The sequence below is a fragment of the Pantoea sp. B550 genome (assembly GCF_024158165.1).
GTDB lineage: Bacteria > Pseudomonadota > Gammaproteobacteria > Enterobacterales > Enterobacteriaceae > Pantoea > Pantoea alfalfae.
The window spans coordinates 3,402,009-3,418,058 of the sequence record NZ_JAMYXI010000003.1; the positions used below are offsets into that span (position 1 = coordinate 3,402,009).

Below are 16,050 nucleotides of genomic sequence, written 5' to 3' on the forward strand. Positions count from 1 at the left end.
GTAAGGGCAGATAGTACCGGGCGACTGGCGAAGATGCCAGAAAAAGGGGGATGACTCCCTCCATGGAGTCGCGATTACAGTGAAAAATCGTCCGGGGTTTTATGGACTACCAGGTCAAGCAGCTGCCGGTAGATGTCCAGCATCTCCCTGTCGCTTTCCAGTTCCAGCCGGTGAATAAGCTTTGAGATAATGGCTTTATTACTCACTGGCATGCCTGACTGCAAAATTTCTGCAACAAGGATACCCAGCATTTCCATCTCGCTGGCTGGCTTATTGGCAGCAGGATTAAAGTAATCAGCAATTTCCTGATTGGTCCGGGGAAGAATAGTTTGCATGTGTAAGCCCTTCAGAACAGCCCGATTCCGGTTCGGATGTCAGGACAAAATCGATCAAAAAAACCATCACATGGACAGATGCGATGGTGCCAGCTGCAAAGACTGAACAGATAAAAAATAACCTCTGAAGGTGGAAATCCACTGACACCTTCAGAGGCGACGCAAGTGCATCATTCGTTACAGAGTCGCATGACAACTCATGGCAGTAAACTTATACAATGAAGGGTAATCTGTACAACCAGAACCTTTGATAAAAAGTGCTATTATTAACTTATCAGTCGCTTATAAGGATTAATCCGAATCAAAATCTGTACAAATAACCTATACAAACGACGGGGCCGGCTGATGGAGTGGGAGAGTCAAGGGAAACAGCAGTCTGCTTCCTGTTGAAAAACTAACTGAAAAGCGCCAGTTTTGCCGTCATCTTACGCAGCGCTTTCTTATCGCCAACGATAGCAAGTCCAGACAGACGCCAATGCTGACGCGGTTGTTGCCGTAGTACGTCACCCAGCGCCTGATAATCGGTGGTGCTCTGACCCGCTTCGGGAAACAGCACCAGATCGTACTCCGCCTGTTCGCACTGTTCCCGCAAAACACTGAGCTGTTCGTCGGTGGCGGCCAGGACCGGAATGCCGGTAGTAATCAAACCGGGAGAAGGGCGCATCTCTGCGTCCGTCAGCGCGTTGCCAACCAGCATCGGATGACGCTGTCCCAGGGTTAAGGCGATTACGGCGGCGGCGTTGGTTGCTTTGCCTGGCGGCAGAGCGGCATTGAGTATCATTACACATCGTTTGTCCTGCATAGCGCTTCTCCTGTCTGAAAAAACGCATTGTGGCAAGTGGCTTAACTCAGGTCTGGAAGATTTGTGCAGGCGTGCTGATAACGGGCGGGGGAGAGCTGGCAGGCGCGCTTAAACCAGCGGCCCAGATGACTCTGATCGGCGAAACCCAGCGCAGCGGCTACATCGGCGACAGGCTGGCCCTGCGCCAGCTGGCGTCGTGCCTGGCTCAGTCGCCACTGCACCAGCCAGGCGTGGGGCGGCAAACCCCAGTGCGTCTGAAACAGGCGCGACAGCCGGAAGCGATCTGTCTGAAGATGCTGTGCCATCTGCGCTACCCCGGGATTATCCGCATGATGGGCAATCAGCCAGTCACGCGCCTGCAGCGCCAGCCGGGCATCTTTGTCTATGGGCTGTGCGGGCAGTGACCAATGCCGGTGCGGGGTGAGCTGACCAAACATCCGGTCCATCGCTGCCTCTTTGATGATGGCAGGATGGTTGTGCCACAGCGCATCAAATGCGTGCCAGACGGCATACGCCAGCGGGCGGTCATCGCGCAGCGTGGCGGCAAACCGCAGCTCACGCGGTGAGGGGGCATCAGCCTGATCAGGGGCGAGGTGGCGGGCAATCTGCTGTGGAGAAAGATAGAGCATCCGGTAGGTGAAACCTCTGTCATTGATGGCATCCCCATCATGCAGCTCCTCCGGCTCCAGCATAAAGACCGTTCCGGGACGACTCTGATGCTGTTTGCGTCGCGAATGAAACTGCTGTACACCTTGCTCGGTCACGCCAATCAGATAACTGTCGTGCCAGTGCGGATCATAGGCGTGACCGGTAAAATGGGCGCGCAGAGCCTCGATACCACTGACGGCGTCGCGATGCAGATCGATCCAGTTTGCTGATGCCTGTTGCATGTTGTCTGGCTCCCGGTTGCGGCCTCTGGACATTCTGCCGCGATCCACTAATTTTTAACAGGCCGGACGCTTTTCAATCGTGTTTCGCTTTGCGTATAATAACGCTTCCACTCAATTAGAACTCTTACTATTAGGCTGCTAACATTTGTCTCAGCACACGCGTACCTTTACCCATTTACTGCATCTGACCGCCCATGCCTGGCGGCTGGCGGTGGATCGTCACCTCAAAGATAGCGGCTTAAGCATGAGCAGCTGGATGGCTATCGGGCTGATTGCCAGCGAACCGCAACGCATGACCCAGACCGAACTGGCTCAGTTGCTGGGACTGGAAGATGCCAGCATGGTGCCGCTGGTGGATCGGCTGGTCAAACAGTCACTGCTGACGCGGGTACAACCGCCGGAAGATCGCCGTAAACGCCACCTGGTGCTGACCGAAAAGGGCAACGAAGCGTTTGCTAAAGTGAAAACCGAAGCTGATGCACTCCGTACTGAAATGCTGGCCGATATTGATCCGCAGGATCTGGCCGTCACCGAACGTGTACTGCAACAACTGCTGAGCCGTATGGGAAGTATGTAGCAGTGGCAAAGCGAAATCCCTACGCTGTCCGCGAGTGGTTGCCGCATGAAAAACCGATGCTGCCGGGTTCGCCCTCGACCCCGCTGCATCCGATGCCAAAACGTCTGGCGTTTGGTCTGATCGGCTTACTGATCTCGTTGACTGGTGCGCTAAGTAACGCGCTGGTCACGGCAAATCTGGTTAATCTGCAGGGCACCTTTGGGGCCTGGTCGAATGAGATTGCCTGGCTGCCTGCGGTCTACGTAATGGGTAATATCTCGATCAACCTGCTGCTGGTGAAGTTCCGTCAGCAGTTTGGCCTGCGTGTCTTTACCGAAGCGTTTCTGGTGCTCTATGTGCTGGTGGCGTTCTTTCATCTGTTCGCCAACGACCTCAGCTCGGCGATCGTTGTGCGCACGGCCCATGGTATGGTGGCTGCGGCGCTCAGCTCGCTGGGTATTTACTACCAGGTACAGGCCTGGCCCGCGAAACACAGGCTGAAAGCGCTGGTGATAGGCCTGACGGTCTCGCAGCTGGCTATCCCGCTGGCCCGCTTATTCTCGTCGGAACTACTGCAGCTCAACGAGTGGCGCGGTCTCTATCTGTTTGAACTCGGTCTGGCGCTGATTGCGCTCGGTGGGGTCCTGCTGGTGAAACTGCCTCCGGGCGATCGCATTAAAACTTTTGAGAAGATGGACTTCGTCACCTTTATCCTGCTGGCGCCCGGCATGGCGCTGTTGTGCGGTGTATTGACGCTGGGGCGTATTGAGTGGTGGTTTACCACGCCATGGCTCGGTATCTGTACCGCGATTGCCCTGACGCTAATTGTCGCGGCGATCGTCATTGAGCATAACCGGCGCAACCCGCTGATTAATACCCGCTGGCTCAGCAGCGGCATGATGGTGCGGCTGGGCATTGTGATGATCATGATCCGTATTGTGCTGGCGGAACAGAACACCGGTGCGGTCGGCTTTTTGCAGCAAATCGGCCTGCAGAACGATCAGATGCGCGGTCTGGCATTGGCAATCATGGCCGGGGTTATCGCGGGCATTGCTGCCAGTGCGCTGACCATCAAGCCTGCACATCTTAACTGGCCAATTGTCACCTCGCTGCTGGTGATGATTATCGCCTCACTGATGGATGCGCAATCCAGTCCGCTGACCCGTGGCCCCGAGATGTATTTCAGCCAGTTTCTGCTGGGTTTCAGCAGCGCTTTTTTCATGGCACCCGCCATGCTGATGGGCATTGGCAGCGTGGTTACGCAGCCGAAAAATCTGGTGAGCTTTGTGGTGCTGTTTGGCATGAGTCAGAACCTGGGCGGGCTGATCGGCTCGGCGATTCTGGGCACGTTTCAGGTCTGGCGGGAAAAATATCACTCCAGCCTGCTGGGCGATCAGCTCTCATTGCTCGATCCCAATGTTACCGAGCGACTCAGCCAGTACAATGCGCTGTTTAATTCGCTGGTGGGTGACGACGTTCTGCGCAGTGCGCAGAGCACCAGCCAGTTACAGACGGTTGCCACGCTGCAGGCCAATGTGCTCGCCTGGAACGACACTTATTTGTTAACCGCGGCACTGGCGTTGATTACGCTGATGTGGGTGATCTGGCGTTTAACCCGACGTCGCTATCTTGACTGGCGTCAGGCGCAATTTAACCTGCGTGAGCAGCAACAGCTGGCCGCGTTACAGGAATCAACGGAGAAACAATGAGTCAGCAGGATGAGCTTCAGGCGGCGGAACGCGAGCGCGCGAATCGCCGCCGTATTCTTTCTATTGCCGCAGGCAGCGGCATTGTGGTGATTGGCGTACTGGTTATTCTCTACGCCTGGCAACTCTGGCCCTTCACCAGCGCTATACAAAGTACCGAAAACGCCTATGTGCGCGGTCAGGTCACCTTTATCAGCCCGCAGGTTAATGGCTATCTCACTTCGGTAGAAGTGATTGACCTGCAGCCGGTGAAAAAAGGGCAGCTGCTGATGACGATTGACGACCGTATCTATCGCCAGCGGGTGCATCAGGCGCAGGCGCAGCTGGCGATGAAGCAGGCGGCACTCAACAATAATCTGCAGCAGCGGCGCAGTGCCGAAGCTACTATCCAGAGCAACAAAGCGGCGCTGGAGAATGCTAAAGCCCAGGCGCTGAAAAGCGGCTTTGACCTGAAGCGCGTTGAAAATCTTACGGCAGATGGATCGCTGTCAGTGCGTGAGCGCGACGCCGCCCGAGCCGCAGACGCCCAGGCGCAGGCGCAGGTACGTCAGGCTGCGGCGCAGATCGCCGTCGCCCAGCAGAATCTGCAAACCGTCATCGTTAACCGTGATGCGCTGGAAGGCGATGTCGACAGCGCCCGCGCTGCGCTGGAGCTGGCGGAGATCGATCTGGCAAATACCCGCATTACCGCGCCCGATGATGGCCAGCTCGGTCAGCTGTCGGTTCGCACCGGTGCCTATGTCACGGCAGGTACGCGCCTGACCTCGGTGGTCCCGAATCACAAATGGATTATCGCGAATCTGAAAGAGACCCAGCTGGCCCATATTCGTCCCGGCCTGCCGGTGACAATTCGGGTCGATGCACTGGATGGCAAACGCTTTAACGGGCAGGTGGAATTTATCTCACCGGCCGCCGGTTCGGAGTTCAGCGCCATTTCGCCCGACAACGCTACCGGCAACTTCGTTAAAATCGCACAGCGTATTCCGGTTCGCATCCGCATCCACGATCAGGATATGCATCAGTTGCGTCCGGGGATGTCGGTCGAAGTTAACATCGACACCGCTGCTCAGCCCACTGCTGAGGCCGCGCCATGATACGACGCGGCTTACTGGTCAGCGCGCTGACGCTGGCACTGACAGGCTGCGCCACGCAGGTTGAAAAGGCACCGGCCTCTCTGCCGATCCCCGAAGCCTGGCGCAACAGTGTCGGGCCAGCGGCTGCGCCGGAAGCAGAGTGGTGGCGCGCGTTTCATGATGAATACCTCAACCGGCTGGTGACGCAGGCGTTGCGCAATAATCCCGATATTCTCACAGCGCGATCCCGCGTTGATCAGTATCGTGCTCAGCTACGCGCCACGCAGGGCGATAACTTTCCGACTCTGAGCGCCGGGGTTGCTGCGACCCGCGAACGTACGCTCTCATCAGTGACGGGCCAGCCGTATGAAACTGATGTTTTTCAGGGCTTATTACAGGCGAACTATGAGGTCGATCTCTGGGGAGCGCGCAGCAGTAGCATTTCGGCCGCACAGGCGACTTTAGCGGCGCAGCAGGCCGCCGCATCTGCGGCCGAGCTGACCATCGCCAGTTCGGTGGCGTCAGGATATCTTAACCTCTGTGCGCTGGATGAGCAGTTGCGGGTGACGGAGGCGACGCTGGCGACCCGCAACAATTCGCTGAAGCTGGCACAGCGTCAGTTTGAAACCGGCTATACCTCCAGACTGGAGTGGATGCAGGCCGCCTCGGAATATCAGTCAGCCAGAGCGCAGATGCCGCAGCTGCAGCATCAGATCACCCAGCAGGAGAATGCGCTAAGCATTCTGGTGGGCATGAATCCGCGCAGCATCGCCCGTCGTCAGCAGTTCGACCAGATCTTACCGCAGCAGATGCCGTCACTGCTGCCCTCAGAGCTGCTCAATCGCCGTCCGGACATTGTGCAGGCACAGCGTCAGTTACTGGCCGCAGATGCGAGCCTGGCATCGTCGCGGGCGAAGCTGTTGCCAGGTCTGAACCTCACCGCCACCGGCACCCTGCAGAGTTCGGTGCTACATCAGCTGGCGGATGACCCGTTCCGGTTGTGGAGCGTGGGTGGCAGCATCCTCGCACCGCTGCTGAACCGTGAAGCGCTGACGGCGCAGGTGGATGTCTCCATGGCGACACGCAATCAGGCACTTTATGGCTATGAAAAAGTGGTGCGCAACGCCTTCTCGGAAGTTAACGATGCGATAGACGCTATCAGGCAGCGTGAGGCACAACTTCAGGAGCTGCAAAAGCAGGAGGCCTATGTAACGGAGGCGCTGCGCATTGCCCGCAATCGCTATCAGAACGGTTACGCCTCTTATCTTGATGAACTGGATGCCCAGCGAACTCTGTTTTCAACCCAGCTCAATCGGGTGACGGTTAAAAATAATCTGCTGCTGGCGCAGATCGACCTCTACCGCGCGCTGGGCGGTGGCTGGACTCCCGCTGCCACACCGTAATTGCCCTGGCCGCTCAGTAATGTGCGCGCGGTTGCCATGATCTGTCGGCAGACGTTTTGAGTATAAAGATTGCCAGCAACCTGCCGACAAATCAGATGACCCGCTATTGCTGAACCGCAGAATAAACTTCTACTGTGAAAGCCTGATGCGGCGCTTATAAAGGCTTTCAGGCACGCACTCTTTAACACCAGCGGGAGCAACCCAACGAACGCCGGCTTCACACCGATAACGAAAAGAGTGCAGGGATGAAACTCGCTTACTCACAGGTCGACTGACAGGCTCGGGTTCCATGATTTCACGAGCCGGTTTATTTTCCGGACGAAAGAACCGGACGATAATCCGCCTTTCATTTACACTGTCACCTGCCGCATCACGTCCGGCGCCCCCCTATTTTTTACAGGATAGTTATGTCTTTGCCCTTGCCGCCCGACGATCACGATGAGCCAATTCGCCAGTCACTTGACGATGCGCACTTTGCGATAGTGGTGCTTGCGGTGACCTCGGTAACGCTTATAATCTTTGTGCTGATGATTACGCTCTGGATGAGCTGACGCACACAGGGGCTCCAACGGACTGAATAAGGAGAAGGCGATGGACTCCGGAGATGATAAATTAATCGCAATTATCGGTTTACTGGCTGCCTGCCTGATCGGAGTGACGTTCCTGTTTACGATGGTCTGGCTGACCGACGTTCGTCATCCTGCCGACCCCACGCTCGACGTTCAGTCGTGTCACCCCAAAAAGCTACCGTCTGAGCATGTCTGATTACGCGTCGCAAACTTAATCTGCTGACTGCGCAACACCAGCGCTAACGCCTCATGCAGGTTTCGGTTGCCATTAGGATCGGCGAGTCCCAGCAGCGGACCTGGCGACCGCCGGTCATCGGCCCAGGCGGGATATTCCACCACCGGATAGAGCGAAATACCCTCCACCGCAATGCCCTGATCCAGCGCCACCGCCACATTTTCACTGATTTCCTGCAGCCAGGGCGCACGTGCGTCACCTTCTGCGCCGGTTTCGGCAATCAGCATCGGCCGCTGGTAGCGCTGCCAGCACTGCGCCAGCATAATATGCAGCGGCTCGCGCACCGGATCATCCTGTGACATCGGTTGATCGGGGAAAAACCAGTGGTTGTCGGGATAGTAGTTCAGGCCGAGAATATCCAGGCAATCTTCACTGCCGCCTAACTCCTTATCAACGCGACCGGCCAGCATATCCCAGGCTTCGAACTGCGCCTGATGCTGTGCATCGGCATAGGGTTTGCTGTCCGGGTTATCGGGATGATGGGCAATCTGAACCAGCGGGTCGGTCAGCACAAAGCGTGCCTCCGGATAGATGTCGCGAATGGCATGAATGGCTGCCAGCGAGGCGCGGACCAACTGGCGCTTCAGCTCTTTACCACGCTGTGCGGCATGGGGATTAAACCAGGCGACATCTGCACCAGCCCATGACCAGAATGATATTTGATTAACCGGCGTAAAGAAGGGGCGTTCAATGCCCTGGTCGCACATCAGTTGCGCCATTGCGCGGGCGAACCGGCTAAAGTGATCAACAAATTCGGCTTTCCAGATATTAAGATGATCGGGATAACCGAAGTGCGCCAGCTCCCAGATGATCTCCATCTGCTGACGTCGTGCGGCGTCAATCATGGGCAGAAAGCTCTGCCAGTCATACTGACCTGGAATCTTTTCAATCAGATGCCAGCGCGCACCGTCACGGGCGGTATGCAGATGCTGCTCAGCCAGTGCGGCATAATCTTTTTCCAGCAGCATATCGTGTCCGCTGCTGATCACCATATCCAGCCGTTTCCCTGGCGTACGGCAGGCAGTGGAGCAGGGAAAACTGCCCTGGAAAAAGCTGCGGAACAGGCTGGGATGGTAGCGCTGGCGGGCATCTGTAAGGGATTGATGGGACATATTCCTCTCCTGCCGGACAAATGCCGGTCACAGATCGTCCGGTTAAGTCTAGACTAAAAAACGCCCGTGACCGCTCATTCAATCGGCGCAGAGGTATGGCGTCAGACGCCGGGCCGGGGAATAATAAAAATAACTGCATTTTACAGGGAATTTTCATGACCGAAGCGTTTGAGCTCTCGCAGCGATCAGAACAGACCAGCTGGCTGGAAACACGGCTGGAGCCTCAGTGCCAGCGCCACCCAGGGCTGAGCGGTGTCCATCAGTTGAGCGACGGGCTGGATGCCTTTGCTGCCCGTTATCTGCTGATGCAGAAAGCGGAGCGGTCACTCGATATTCAGTATTACATCTGGCAAAACGATCTCTCTGGCCGGCTGCTGTTCAGCGCCGTACTGGAGGCAGCCCGACGCGGCGTAAAGGTACGGCTGTTGCTGGATGATAATAATACGCCGGGCCTGGACGAGACGCTGGCCCAGCTTAATCGCCATCCCAATATTGAGGTCCGGCTGTTTAACCCATTCTCGTTTCGCACCCTGCGAGCGCTGGGCTATCTCACCGATTTTGCCCGTCTGAACCGCCGCATGCACAACAAGAGCTTTACGGTGGATGGCGTGACGACCGTGGTTGGCGGGCGCAATGTCGGCGACGAATATTTCGGCACCGGTAATGAACCGCTGTTTGCCGATCTCGACGTGATGGCGATTGGCCCGGTGGTGAAAGAGGTGGCAGAGGATTTTGAGCGCTACTGGCACAGTAAGCCGGTGTCCCCGCTGCAGAAGGTGCTGGATGATGAGGCGCCGGATGAGGACAGTGTGAGTCTGCCAGCAGAATGGCGTCACAGTGAGCCGGTTCAGCGCTATCTGAAGCGGCTGGAAAATTCATCGCTGCTGCAGGAGCTGGAAGAGGGGACGCTGGCGCTGACCTGGGCAAAAGCACGCCTGCTGAGTGACGATCCGCGTAAAGGGCTGGGTAAAGCGCGCGCCAGAAGCCTGCTGCCGCAGCGGATGCTGGAGGTCATTGGCACGCCGCAGGAGCAGTTCGATATCATCTCTGCCTACTTTGTGCCAACCCGTGCAGGCGTCGCCCAGTTGCTGGCGCTGAAGCGCAAAGGGGTGAAAATTGCCATTCTGACCAACTCGCTGGCGGCCAACGATGTGTCGATTGTTCATGCCGGTTACGCCAAATGGCGCAAGAAATTGCTGCGCCATGGCATTGCGCTCTATGAGCTAAAACCACAGGCGAACGTCCCTGAAGCCCCGCACGATCGGGGATTAACCGGTAACTCTGGCTCCAGCCTGCATGCCAAAACCTTTTCGGTGGATCAACAGACGCTGTTTATCGGCTCGTTTAACTTCGATCCCCGTTCAGCGGTGCTGAATACGGAAATGGGACTGGTGATTGAGAGTGCGGCGCTGGCCGGAGAAACGCATCAGCGCTTCAGTCAGTCGATGCGCGATCGGGCATGGACGCTGCGGCTGGATAAGTGGGGACGGGTAAACTGGCTGGAGTATCCGGATGAGCCGCAGCAGATCGTGCATAAACACGAGCCGGGCTGCTCCTGGTGGCAACGGCTGCAGGTGCGGTTAGTGTGGCGACTGCCGATTGAATGGCTGCTGTAAGCTGCAACTTACCTGGGTACAGGCTCTGGCTCAGAAAGCATACGCCTTCCGCAAAGACGCAAAACCCGCCATCCCTGGCGGGCTCAGCGCGGGCCGTACCTGGCCCGCTATGCTTTGCTGCGGGCGTATGCGCCCATCGCTGTTGAACTCTTTAGCTGTCTGCGGCTAAAACCATAAATGGCTGAACCATCTTATTTACGCTCAAACTTCCCCGAGAACAGGAACCGCAGCAGCGGGATGCGCAGGTGAATCTCATACAGCAGAAATGCGATGCCAAACACCATCAACAGGCCAACGAAGAAGCCCAGCGTGTTGTTTTCGATGCGCGGCGTGACATAAATGCCATACAGCAGCGTCAGCGGATGGTGCACCAGATAGATAAACAGTGATGCATTGACCAGATACATGATGCGCGGTGAATGCGCGTTAAGCAGTTTGTGACCAAAGCAGAAGCAGACGTTCAGCATGCAAAGTCCCATTAGCGTCGTGATGATTGCATCCAGCTCATATAACCAGCCATCGCCGCTGCTCAGACGCTGATTGGTACAGTAGGCGACAAACATCAACACCGCGCCAATCCACATCACGGGATTAAACCGCACAAACAGCTGCTTCAGCTGTGGATGCTTCCACGCCAGCGCCCCGAGCATAAAGAACGGCAGATAGAAAAGTGTCTGCATCACGATGATATTGAACAAACCATCCATCAGCCAGGCGGGCTGGAACAGAAACACCAGACGGCGAAACACGCACCAGACCAGCGCCCACGCCAGTACGCCAGCGGTCAGTGCACCCCAGCCAACCCGCGTGTAATCAATGGTGCGATGCTGATCGCGCAACCAGCGGAACGTCACCATGCCCAGCGTGGTCAGCATCACCAGTACTACCAGGAACCACAGGTGTGAAATCAGTTCCCACATCAGGTTATTAAATTTCTCATACGGCGTGAAACGAGGCCAGTCAGCCAGCTTATCTGTCCACGCTTTCAGCATGAAAAATTGTGGCAGCGTGAGCAGTGGAACGGCGGTGAGAAGCGGTATCCCCACACGTTCCAGACGCACCTTCAGGAAACGTCGTGGCTGATAGCGCAGATACAGCATGTAGGAGAAGTAGCCCGAGATGACAAAAAAGACCTGCATACGAAACGCATGAATAAAATCATTCAGCAGCGTCAGCCATAATGAGGCCTCCTGGCTGTTTACTGCCCATTTCTGTGCTGAGTAGATGAGGGAGACGTGAAACGGCACCCCCAGTAACATCAGATACGCGCGGATGGAGTCGAGGAAGTATTCACGTTCAGGTTTTACAGTACTCATAAAGTTCCAGTTCGTTAGTACGTTTGGCCAGTTTCACCCTGAAACCGGATTATGCTCGGGCAAAATTCTACCTGGGATAAACCGGGTATACTATCAGTGGAATCCGTAGTGTCTAATTGTCCTAAAAGTAGCGTTAAGCCTGACGAAATGCGGGAACAATGTTGCGCATAAGCTGTCGGAAAACCGAATAATCCTTTAAGATAAACGGGTTTGATTTAAGCACACGAAAGGGGGGGATGTGCTGACTAAAGAAAAAAATAAAGCCGGACTGATGAAGGTACGCTGGATTGGTACTGCAGTTCTGCTGGCGTTATACGCTAATAACAGTTGGGCGTTTAATATCGATGATGTTGCAAAACAAGCCAAAGCGTTGGCAGGGAAAAGCTTCGAAGCGCCTAAAAGCAATTTACCCTCTCAATTTCGTGAAATGAAATTTGCTGATTATCAGCAGATCCAGTTTAACCACGATAAAGCGTATTGGGGCAAACTGCGCACGCCATTCAAGCTGGAGTTCTATCATCAGGGCATGTACTTCGATACCCCGGTGCAGATTAACGAAGTGACCGCCAGCGCGGTGCGCGAGATTAAATACAACCCCGATTATTTTAATTTCGGTAATGTAAAACATGACGCGGATGCGGTGAAAAACCTCGGTTTTGCCGGTTTCAAAGTCCTTTATCCACTGAACAACAAGGGTAAAAACGATGAGATCGCCAGCTTCCTGGGTGCCAGCTACTTCCGGGTGATCGGTGCCGGTCAGGTTTATGGCCTGTCGGCGCGTGGACTGGCCATTGATACGGCGCTGCCGTCCGGTGAAGAGTTCCCGCGTTTCAAAGAGTTCTGGATTCAGCGTCCTAAACCACAGGACAAACAGCTGGTGATCTATGCACTGCTCGATTCGCCGCGCGCGGCGGGTGCGTATCGCTTTGTGCTGCATCCGGGTGAGGCGTCAACCGTAGATGTGCAGTCAAAAGTTTACCTGCGTGATAACGTTGGCAAACTGGGTATTGCACCGCTGACCAGTATGTTCCTGTTCGGGCAGAACCAGCCATCTACGGTGAACAACTTCCGTCCGGCTCTGCACGACTCTGACGGTCTCTCCATCCACAATGGCAACGGGGAGTGGATTTGGCGTCCGCTGAATAACCCGCGTCATCTGGCGGTGAGCACCTATACTATCGAGAATCCAAAAGGCTTTGGTCTGCTGCAGCGCGGGCGTGACTTTAACAACTATCAGGATCTTGATGACCGTTATGATCTGCGTCCAAGCGGCTGGGTTGAGCCAATCGGCGACTGGGGTAAAGGCCGGGTCGAACTGGTTGAAATCCCGACGGCCGACGAAACCAACGACAACATTGTTGCGTTCTGGACGCCAGAGACGCTGCCAGAGCCTGGCAAAGAGATGAACTTCAAATATCGTCTGCACTTCTCACGCGATGAAAACCAGCTGCACTCCGACGATACGGCCTGGGTCAAAAACACCCTCCGTTCAGCGGGTGACGTGAAGCAGTCTAATCTCGTGCGTCAGCCGGATGGCACCGTGGCTTTCACCATCGACTTCGTGGGTAAAGACATGAGTAAGATGGCGGAAAACAGCCAGGTGGCACCGCAGGTCAGCGTCGGCAAAAATGCTGATGTGGTCGAGCAGAGCGTACGTTATAACCCGGTCACCAAAGGCTGGCGTCTGGTGTTGCGTCTGCGTGTAAAAGATGCCAAACAGTCCACCGAAATGCGTGCGGCCCTGGTCAGCGGCGACAAGACATTGACGGAAACCTGGAGCTATCAGTTACCTGCCAATGAATAAATCCACTTTTACACCTCAACGTTATGTGGAATCTCTGCCGCTGGATGCGGCAGGGAAGGCCCGCCTGAGCGTCTCATTGCAGAATGCCAGCGAGTTCCACTTCATCCATGATGCGCTGGGCAGGGATGTCGCAGCCAGTGATCGTCCCGACGATGCGCCGTTAAAATCGGTCTCATCGCGGGTCGAAATGGCCTGGCCCGATTCGCTGGCCGACGGCCAGCAGTTGGGTAAAGATTATCTCGACCGTACCACGCTGAAAGCGATGCCGAAGGTTAAACGCTCACTGATGTTCCCGGAAGCCTGGCGTACCAACCCGGTTGCCCGTGCCTGGGACTCACTGCGTGGTCACAAATCGGTGCCGCGTTATGCCAATGCGGAAGAGCAGCGTGCCGAAGAGAAGTGGCGTCATGTCGGTTCGATTCGCCGCTATATCCTGCTGATCCTGACCATTTTCCAGACCGTGGTCGCCACCTGGTACATGAAAAGTATTCTGCCCTATCAGGGCTGGACGCTGCTGGACCCGATGGAGATGATCAATCAGAACTGGCAGCAGTCAGTGATGCAGATCCTGCCCTATGTGTTGCAGACCGGCATCCTGTTCCTGTTCGCTATCCTGTTCTGCTGGGTTTCAGCCGGTTTCTGGACCGCCCTGATGGGCTTCCTGCAACTCTTGATTGGCCGTGACAAATACAGTATTTCGTACTCAACGGTCGGAGATGAGCCGCTTAATCCGGAACATCGTACCGCGCTGATTATGCCGATCTGTAATGAAGACGTTGAGCGTGTCTATGCGGGTCTGCGTGCAACCTGGGAGTCTGTGGTTCGCACCGGTAACGCTGAACATTTCGATGTCTACATCCTCAGTGACAGCTACGATGCGGATATCGCCATTGCCGAGCAGAAAGCCTGGATGGAACTGGTGCGGGATGTTGGCGGGGCGGGCAAGATCTTCTATCGCCGTCGTCGTCGTCGTGTGAAGCGTAAAAGCGGTAACATCGATGACTTCTGCCGTCGCTGGGGCAGCAACTACAGCTACATGGTCGTACTGGATGCCGATAGCGTCATGAGCGGTGAGTGTCTGACCGGTCTGGTGCGCATGATGGATGCGAATCCGAATGCCGGTATCATCCAGTCGTCGCCGAAAGCCTCGGGTATGGATACGCTCTATGCGCGCTGTCAGCAGTTCGCAACCCGCGTCTACGGTCCGTTGTTTACTGCCGGTCTGCACTTCTGGCAGTTGGGCGAGTCTCACTACTGGGGTCACAACGCCATTATCCGCGTGAAACCCTTTATTGAGCACTGTGCGCTGGCCCCGTTACCGGGTGAAGGCTCTTTTGCCGGTTCAATCATGTCACATGACTTCGTTGAAGCCGCGCTGATGCGTCGTGCCGGCTGGGGCGTCTGGATTGCCTATGACCTGCCGGGTTCCTATGAAGAGCTGCCACCGAACCTGCTGGATGAGCTGAAGCGTGACCGTCGATGGTGTCACGGCAACCTGATGAACTTCCGCCTGTTCCTGGTAAAAGGGATGCACCCGGTTCACCGTGCGGTGTTCCTGACCGGCGTCATGTCTTACCTGTCGGCTCCGCTGTGGTTTATGTTCCTGGCGCTCTCCACTGCCTTACAGGTGGTGCATACGTTGATGGAACCGACCTACTTCCTGCAACCGCGGCAGCTGTTCCCGGTCTGGCCGCAGTGGCGTCCTGAGCTGGCGATAGCGCTCTTCTCGACCACGATGGTGCTGCTATTCCTGCCGAAGATGCTGAGTGTGGTGTTGATCTGGTTTAAAGGATCGAAAGCCTACGGTGGGCCGCTGCGCCTGCTGGCATCACTGGTGCTGGAAACGCTGTTCTCAGTGCTGCTGGCACCGGTGCGCATGCTGTTCCATACGGTGTTTGTGGTCAGTGCCTTCCTGGGCTGGGAAGTGGTCTGGAACTCACCGCAGCGTGATGACGATGCCACGCCGTGGAGCGAGGCGTTTAAACGTCACGGTTCGCAGATGGCATTGGGTCTGGTATGGGCAATTGGTATGGGACTGCTGGATCTCAACTTCCTGTGGTGGCTGGCTCCTATTGTTTTCTCACTGATCCTGTCGCCGTTTGTTTCGGTGATGTCGAGCCGCGCAACATTGGGCCTTAAGAGCAAGAAAGCCAAACTGTTTCTGATCCCGGAAGAGTACTCGCCGCCGCAGGAGCTGGTCGATACCGATCGCTATGTGCTGCTGAACCGCGAACGTGCGCTGGAAAATGGCTTTATGCATGCCCTGTTCCATCCCGCCTTTAACGCGCTGGCAACGGCACTGGCGACATCACGTCATAAACAGAGTCAGTTACTGGACTATGCCCGCGATCGACGTGTAGATCAGGCGCTGAGCGATGCTCCGGACAAACTGGGTCGCGAGCAGCGTTTGCAGTTGATCAGCGATCCGGTGGTGCTGGCCCGTGTTCATACCCGACTGTGGGAAAATGCGGACAAGTATCATCAGTGGGTAGAGAGTTATCAGAAACTCACGCTTAACCCTCACGCGCTGGCAAAAAACGCGTAATCTGAAAAAGCGGCAGCGATGCCGCTTTTTTTATCGGATTAAAACAGCATCAGGATGATAAATTGAGTGCTGGCCGTCACCGCAGGCA

At 55.9% G+C, this 16,050-nt stretch carries 14 protein-coding genes; 9 read left to right on the forward strand and 5 right to left on the reverse strand.

The annotated features are described in order from the left end of the window. Positions 1-74 precede the first annotated feature (74 nt). From NIM72_RS18920 to NIM72_RS18930, 3 genes are all read right to left on the reverse strand, one after another. Entirely contained in the window at positions 75-335 is a 261-nt protein-coding gene (locus NIM72_RS18920) for a biofilm/acid-resistance regulator YmgB/AriR (RefSeq protein WP_161733837.1), read from the reverse strand. 394 nt (positions 336-729) lie between these two features. Then, entirely contained in the window at positions 730-1,137 is a 408-nt protein-coding gene (locus NIM72_RS18925) for a DUF2000 domain-containing protein (protein WP_222924206.1), read from the reverse strand. A gap of 41 nt (positions 1,138-1,178) precedes the next feature. Then, a complete protein-coding gene (locus NIM72_RS18930) occupies positions 1,179-2,027 on the reverse strand; it encodes an AraC family transcriptional regulator (RefSeq protein WP_253421560.1) in 849 nt (282 codons plus the stop codon). A 145-nt stretch (positions 2,028-2,172) separates the two neighbouring features. Between NIM72_RS18930 and NIM72_RS18935 the strand changes: the two genes are divergently transcribed. From NIM72_RS18935 to NIM72_RS18960, 6 genes are all read left to right on the forward strand, one after another. Next, positions 2,173-2,604: a MarR family winged helix-turn-helix transcriptional regulator gene (locus tag NIM72_RS18935; protein WP_013357394.1), complete on the forward strand. Its 432-nt coding sequence runs from the start codon at positions 2,173-2,175 to the stop codon at positions 2,602-2,604. A gap of 2 nt (positions 2,605-2,606) precedes the next feature. Continuing rightward, the gene (locus tag NIM72_RS18940; RefSeq protein WP_161733831.1) at positions 2,607-4,292 is read left to right on the forward strand and encodes an MFS transporter; all 1,686 of its coding nucleotides are present in this window, start codon (positions 2,607-2,609) and stop codon (positions 4,290-4,292) included. Beyond that, positions 4,289-5,383 (forward strand): HlyD family secretion protein, encoded by a 1,095-nt coding sequence (locus tag NIM72_RS18945; protein WP_161733829.1) that lies wholly within the window; start codon positions 4,289-4,291, stop codon positions 5,381-5,383. The genes NIM72_RS18940 and NIM72_RS18945 overlap by 4 nt, the downstream gene beginning before the upstream one ends. Next, a complete protein-coding gene (locus tag NIM72_RS18950; RefSeq protein WP_253421563.1) occupies positions 5,380-6,765 on the forward strand; it encodes an efflux transporter outer membrane subunit in 1,386 nt (461 codons plus the stop codon). The genes NIM72_RS18945 and NIM72_RS18950 overlap by 4 nt, the downstream gene beginning before the upstream one ends. 407 nt (positions 6,766-7,172) lie before the next feature. Then, positions 7,173-7,316 (forward strand): hypothetical protein, encoded by a 144-nt coding sequence (locus NIM72_RS18955; RefSeq protein ID WP_010246429.1) that lies wholly within the window; start codon positions 7,173-7,175, stop codon positions 7,314-7,316. Between the two features lie 40 nt (positions 7,317-7,356). Next, on the forward strand, positions 7,357-7,530 hold the full coding sequence (locus NIM72_RS18960) for a hypothetical protein (protein ID WP_253421566.1): 174 nt from the start codon (positions 7,357-7,359) through the stop codon (positions 7,528-7,530). Here NIM72_RS18960 and NIM72_RS18965 read toward each other — a convergent pair. Next, positions 7,497-8,681 carry a beta-glucosidase gene (locus NIM72_RS18965; RefSeq protein WP_253421569.1) on the reverse strand — a complete coding sequence of 395 codons (1,185 nt, stop codon included), beginning with the start codon at positions 8,679-8,681 and terminating at the stop codon, positions 7,497-7,499. The two genes, NIM72_RS18960 and NIM72_RS18965, sit on opposite strands and share 34 nt — an antisense overlap. A 155-nt stretch (positions 8,682-8,836) precedes the next feature. Here NIM72_RS18965 and NIM72_RS18970 point away from each other — a divergent pair, with 155 nt between their 5' ends. Continuing rightward, entirely contained in the window at positions 8,837-10,297 is a 1,461-nt protein-coding gene (locus NIM72_RS18970; protein ID WP_161733825.1) for a phospholipase D family protein, read from the forward strand. Positions 10,298-10,488: 191 nt separating this feature from the next. Here NIM72_RS18970 and mdoC read toward each other — a convergent pair whose 3' ends face one another. Further along, positions 10,489-11,613, reverse strand: a complete 1,125-nt coding sequence (mdoC, locus tag NIM72_RS18975) for a glucans biosynthesis protein MdoC (protein WP_253421572.1) — start codon at positions 11,611-11,613, stop codon at positions 10,489-10,491. A gap of 268 nt (positions 11,614-11,881) precedes the next feature. Between mdoC and NIM72_RS18980 the strand changes: the two genes are divergently transcribed. After that, positions 11,882-13,417, forward strand: coding sequence for a glucan biosynthesis protein G (locus NIM72_RS18980; RefSeq protein WP_190285891.1), 1,536 nt, complete (start codon positions 11,882-11,884; stop codon positions 13,415-13,417). Next, positions 13,410-15,962: a glucans biosynthesis glucosyltransferase MdoH gene (gene mdoH, locus NIM72_RS18985; protein ID WP_161733821.1), complete on the forward strand. Its 2,553-nt coding sequence runs from the start codon at positions 13,410-13,412 to the stop codon at positions 15,960-15,962. Before NIM72_RS18980 ends, mdoH begins: the two co-directional genes overlap by 8 nt. Positions 15,963-16,050 lie beyond the last annotated feature (88 nt).

Bases quoted from the DNA above. Each gene is read 5' to 3' on its own strand.
- NIM72_RS18920 (WP_161733837.1), bottom strand. From the start codon at position 335: ATGCAAACTATTCTTCCCCGGACCAATCAGGAAATTGCTGATTACTTT.
- NIM72_RS18925 (WP_222924206.1), bottom strand. From the start codon at position 1,137: ATGCAGGACAAACGATGTGTAATGATACTCAATGCCGCTCTGCCGCCA.
- NIM72_RS18930 (WP_253421560.1), bottom strand. From the start codon at position 2,027: ATGCAACAGGCATCAGCAAACTGGATCGATCTGCATCGCGACGCCGTC.
- NIM72_RS18945 (WP_161733829.1), top strand. From the start codon at position 4,289: ATGAGTCAGCAGGATGAGCTTCAGGCGGCGGAACGCGAGCGCGCGAAT.
- NIM72_RS18950 (WP_253421563.1), top strand. From the start codon at position 5,380: ATGATACGACGCGGCTTACTGGTCAGCGCGCTGACGCTGGCACTGACA.
- NIM72_RS18955 (WP_010246429.1), top strand. From the start codon at position 7,173: ATGTCTTTGCCCTTGCCGCCCGACGATCACGATGAGCCAATTCGCCAG.
- NIM72_RS18960 (WP_253421566.1), top strand. From the start codon at position 7,357: ATGGACTCCGGAGATGATAAATTAATCGCAATTATCGGTTTACTGGCT.
- NIM72_RS18965 (WP_253421569.1), bottom strand. From the start codon at position 8,681: ATGTCCCATCAATCCCTTACAGATGCCCGCCAGCGCTACCATCCCAGC.
- NIM72_RS18970 (WP_161733825.1), top strand. From the start codon at position 8,837: ATGACCGAAGCGTTTGAGCTCTCGCAGCGATCAGAACAGACCAGCTGG.
- mdoC (WP_253421572.1), bottom strand. From the start codon at position 11,613: ATGAGTACTGTAAAACCTGAACGTGAATACTTCCTCGACTCCATCCGC.
- mdoH (WP_161733821.1), top strand. From the start codon at position 13,410: ATGAATAAATCCACTTTTACACCTCAACGTTATGTGGAATCTCTGCCG.